Annotated in this window: 3 protein-coding genes; all 3 read left to right on the top strand. The window is 57.1% G+C overall.

The window, feature by feature from the left end; translation table 11 throughout:
* Positions 1–180: 180 nt before the first annotated feature.
* A complete protein-coding gene (locus ACYVG7_RS10905) occupies positions 181–1,575 on the top strand; it encodes an MBL fold metallo-hydrolase RNA specificity domain-containing protein (RefSeq protein WP_460883136.1) in 1,395 nt (464 codons plus the stop codon).
* Positions 1,576–1,751: 176 nt separating this feature from the next.
* Positions 1,752–2,918 (top strand): nucleotide sugar dehydrogenase, encoded by a 1,167-nt coding sequence (locus ACYVG7_RS10900; RefSeq protein ID WP_460883135.1) that lies wholly within the window; start codon positions 1,752–1,754, stop codon positions 2,916–2,918.
* A gap of 92 nt (positions 2,919–3,010) precedes the next feature.
* Positions 3,011–3,646: a hypothetical protein gene (locus ACYVG7_RS10895; RefSeq protein ID WP_460883134.1), complete on the top strand. Its 636-nt coding sequence runs from the start codon at positions 3,011–3,013 to the stop codon at positions 3,644–3,646.
* Positions 3,647–3,723 lie beyond the last annotated feature (77 nt).

Raw genomic sequence — 3,723 nt, 5'->3', positions numbered from 1 at the left:
CTGGAACGTCCCGCTGGAGCCCATTGCAAAAAAAGTGGCGCAATACAACGAAGGCAAGTAGGTCGATTTAGCGGCGCTTACGAGCAAGCGAAGCTCGCGATGTTCTACTGTCGGCTCTGGCAGTCGTGATGCGGGTTGAATATCGGCAGCATGGGACTCGGTTTTCTCATTAGAGTCCTTATGTCTTACCAATTGATTCACCATGGTGCGGCCTCGGGCGTCACCGGCTCCTGTCATGAACTACGGCTGGGGCCTGCCGGTGGGGTGCAAGATAGTCTGCTGATCGATTGTGGCCAGTTTCAGGGCGAGGATGGCGCTACATCGTCGGCTATTGCGCTGGCGCGGGTGCGCGCTGTGCTGCTGACCCATGCCCATATCGATCATATCGGCCGTCTGCCGGAGCTGCTCAGCGCCGGATTGTCGGCTCCCATCTATTGCTCCGAGGCGACCGCCTTGTTGGCTCCGGTGATGCTGGCGGATGCGCTGCGACATTCGTCGGGCTGGCAGCACGCTACTATTTTGAAAAACGCAGCTATCGATCCTCTGCTGCAGAGGTTAGCGCATCTGCTGCGCCCGCTGCCCTTCGCCCAATGGCAACGACTGCCACTGCGCGACTCCTCGGCACTCTATATGCGTCTGCAACCGGCCGGGCATATTCTGGGCTCGGCGTATCTGGAGTTGCGGCTGCCAGATGACCAGGTGGTGGTGTTTTCCGGTGATCTGGGCTCGGGGCGTTCGGCTCTATTGGCAGCCCCGCAATCGCCGGAGCGCGCCGATCTACTGGTGCTGGAGAGCACCTATGGCGACCGTCTGCATGCCCAAGGAGAACCCCGTCATCGGCAGCTCAAAGCCATAGTCGAACGCTCGCTGCGGGACGGTGGTGCCATCTTGATACCTGCTTTCAGTATTGGCCGGACTCAGGAACTACTCTGCGATTTGGAGCAGATCCTGAGCGAGGTGCGCAGCCGCGAAGAACAGTGGTGCTGGCGGGATCTGCCGGTGGTGATCGATTCGCCGCTGGGGGCAGATGTGACACGCTTGTATCGTCGCTTCCGGCGCGTGTGGCGCAAGGAGGCTCAGGCGCGGTTGCAGGCAGGCCGACATCCGCTGGATTTCTCCCAATGCGTGACCATCGCCGATCATGGGGCCCATGAAACTCTGGTGCATCGGCTGCAGCAGAGCGGGGAGCCTGCCATCATAGTGGCAGGTGGCGGCATGTGTCAGGGTGGGCGTATCGTCAACTATCTCAAGGCACTGTTACCCGATGCGCGGACCGATGTGTTGCTGGCTGGATTTCAGGCGCGCGGCACGCCGGGGCGATTGCTGCAATCGGGCTGTTCATCGCTGTGGCTGGAGGGTGTCGAGGTCGCGGTGCAGGCGCAGATCCATAGCCTGAGTGGTTATTCTGCCCATGCCGATCAGCAGGAGTTACTGGCTTTTGTCCGAGGCATGGCATCACGGCCCCAGTCTATCCGGCTGGTGCATGGCGAGCCCGAGGCCCAGCGGGCATTGGCGGCCCAGCTCCGACAACTCGGTGCCGGGATCGCCGTCAGCTGTGCCTGCGATGAGCGGTAGTTATTGCCTCTAGTTTTGACTTTCACGCCGCCAGCTATATGGCCGGGGATGGTGTTCTTCTTCTTTCACGGGCGAGTTGCCGTTACACTGAGGGCCGTTCGAATGACTCCTGTGCTGGATGCCAGTTCCAAGGTGCGGAGTCAAAACCTCGACCTATAAAAAGAAAGGAGCATGGGGTGAAAATAGCCATCGCCGGTACCGGCTACGTGGGGTTATCAAATGCCATTTTGTTGGCCCAGCATCATCAGGTGGTGGCGCTGGATCTGATCCCGGAGAAAGTGGCGCTGATCAATAACCGCCAGTCGCCGATTGCCGATGCGGAGATTGAGCGTTATTTGCGTGAGCAGCCATTGCAACTGCAAGCCACGACGGATAAAACCCTGGCTTATCAAGGGGCGGATTTTGTCATCATTGCCACCCCCACCGATTATGATCCGCTGACCAACTACTTTAATACCGCTTCGGTGGAGGCGGTAATCGCCGATGTCTTGGCCATCAATCCAGCCGCTGTGATGGTGATTAAATCCACGGTCCCTGTGGGTTTCACCCGCCGGATGCGCGAGCAGTTTTCTTGCCCCAATATTATGTTTTCGCCAGAGTTTTTGCGCGAAGGCCGCGCCTTATATGACAACCTGCACCCGTCGCGAATTGTGGTGGGTGAGCGTTCGGAACGCGCCCGGCAGTTTGCCCATCTGCTGGCGGAAGGGGCAATCAAACAGGATATTCCGCTGCTATTTACCGGCAGTACCGAGGCGGAAGCCATCAAACTGTTTGCCAATACCTATCTGGCGATGCGGGTGGCCTATTTCAACGAACTGGATAGCTATGCCGAAACCCATGGTCTGGATCCGCGGCAGATCATCGAGGGCGTGGGGCTGGATCCGCGCATCGGTAGTCACTATAACAACCCCTCGTTTGGCTATGGCGGCTACTGCCTGCCCAAGGATACCAAGCAGTTACTGGCCAATTACCATCAGGTGCCCAATACCCTGATCCGGGCGATTGTCGATTCCAACACCACGCGCAAAGACTTTATTGCCGACTCCATTATCCGTCGCCAGCCTAAGGTGGTGGGGGTGTATCGCTTGATCATGAAGAGTGGCTCGGACAATTTCCGCGCCTCGTCAATCCAGGGGGTGATGAAGCGCATCAAGGCCAAGGGGATCGAAGTGGTGGTGTATGAACCGGCTTTGACGGAGAGCCATTTTTTCAATTCGCGAGTGATTCGGGATCTGGCCGAGTTCAAGCGCATCAGCGATGTGATTGTCTCGAACCGTATGGCGCCGGAGCTGGCCGATGTCGGTGACAAACTCTATACCCGCGACCTGTTTGGTAGTGATTGAGTGATCGACCCGCATGCTCAGGTGACGGGGTTTCTATTTTTTCGCGCCGACCCGTAAAGTAAGCGCCCATTGACGATAGCTTCGGAGTCTTGATGACGGATGTTCACACGCAAGGACGCAGCATAAGCCAGCCACTGTTTTTTGGCGTCGCGACACTGTATTGGTTATTGGGCATGCACTTTTTTATGCATAACCCCGGCGGTTCCAGCTTCTATCTGCCGTTCAATATGGTGGGTTGGGCTTTTGTCTCGCTGTTGATTGGCATCGGCTTCTGGCAAGTGGCGGGCTCGCAACGACTCTATGTTTCCAGCTTGCAGGCTGGTCTCTGGGGTGGTTTTGCGCTGCTGTTAATCCCGCTATTTGCCCACACCGAACTGCCTATCGAAGCCGGTGTTCCTAAGATGCTGGGGATTGCTGCCGGTCTGCTGCTGTTATTTGCCTTGAGCCAACTCCGACTGGCTCGGGAGCAGCGGCTGTTGCTGCTCTATCTGCTGCTGGGTGCGGTGGCCATCGAAGCCAGTTTGGGACTGGTGCAATACTTTTTGCTCACTCCCGGTAACTGGATTGGTTACAACACACTGATTAACAGGCCTTATGGAATTTTTCAAAAAGATAGTGTGTTGTCCAGCTTCCTGGCGCTCGGGATATCCGTTGCTCTGTATCTGCAATTTTATTCCGTCAGAAAGCCGAACTCCTGGCAAAACATATTCGCAGGGTTGGTGCCTTAACCATCCCCTCGTATGAGCGAGGCGTGGCGCGGCTTCTGAGGTATGATCGCCATCCTTGACCAGCTAATACCCGACAG

The organism is Pseudaeromonas pectinilytica (assembly GCF_054780855.1).
This window is presented reverse-complemented; position numbering and strand designations above follow the sequence as displayed.

Coding starts and splice junctions, on each gene's coding strand:
- ACYVG7_RS10905 (WP_460883136.1), top strand. CDS start 181: ATGTCTTACCAATTGATTCACCATGGTGCGGCCTCGGGCGTCACCGGC.
- ACYVG7_RS10895 (WP_460883134.1), top strand. CDS start 3,011: ATGACGGATGTTCACACGCAAGGACGCAGCATAAGCCAGCCACTGTTT.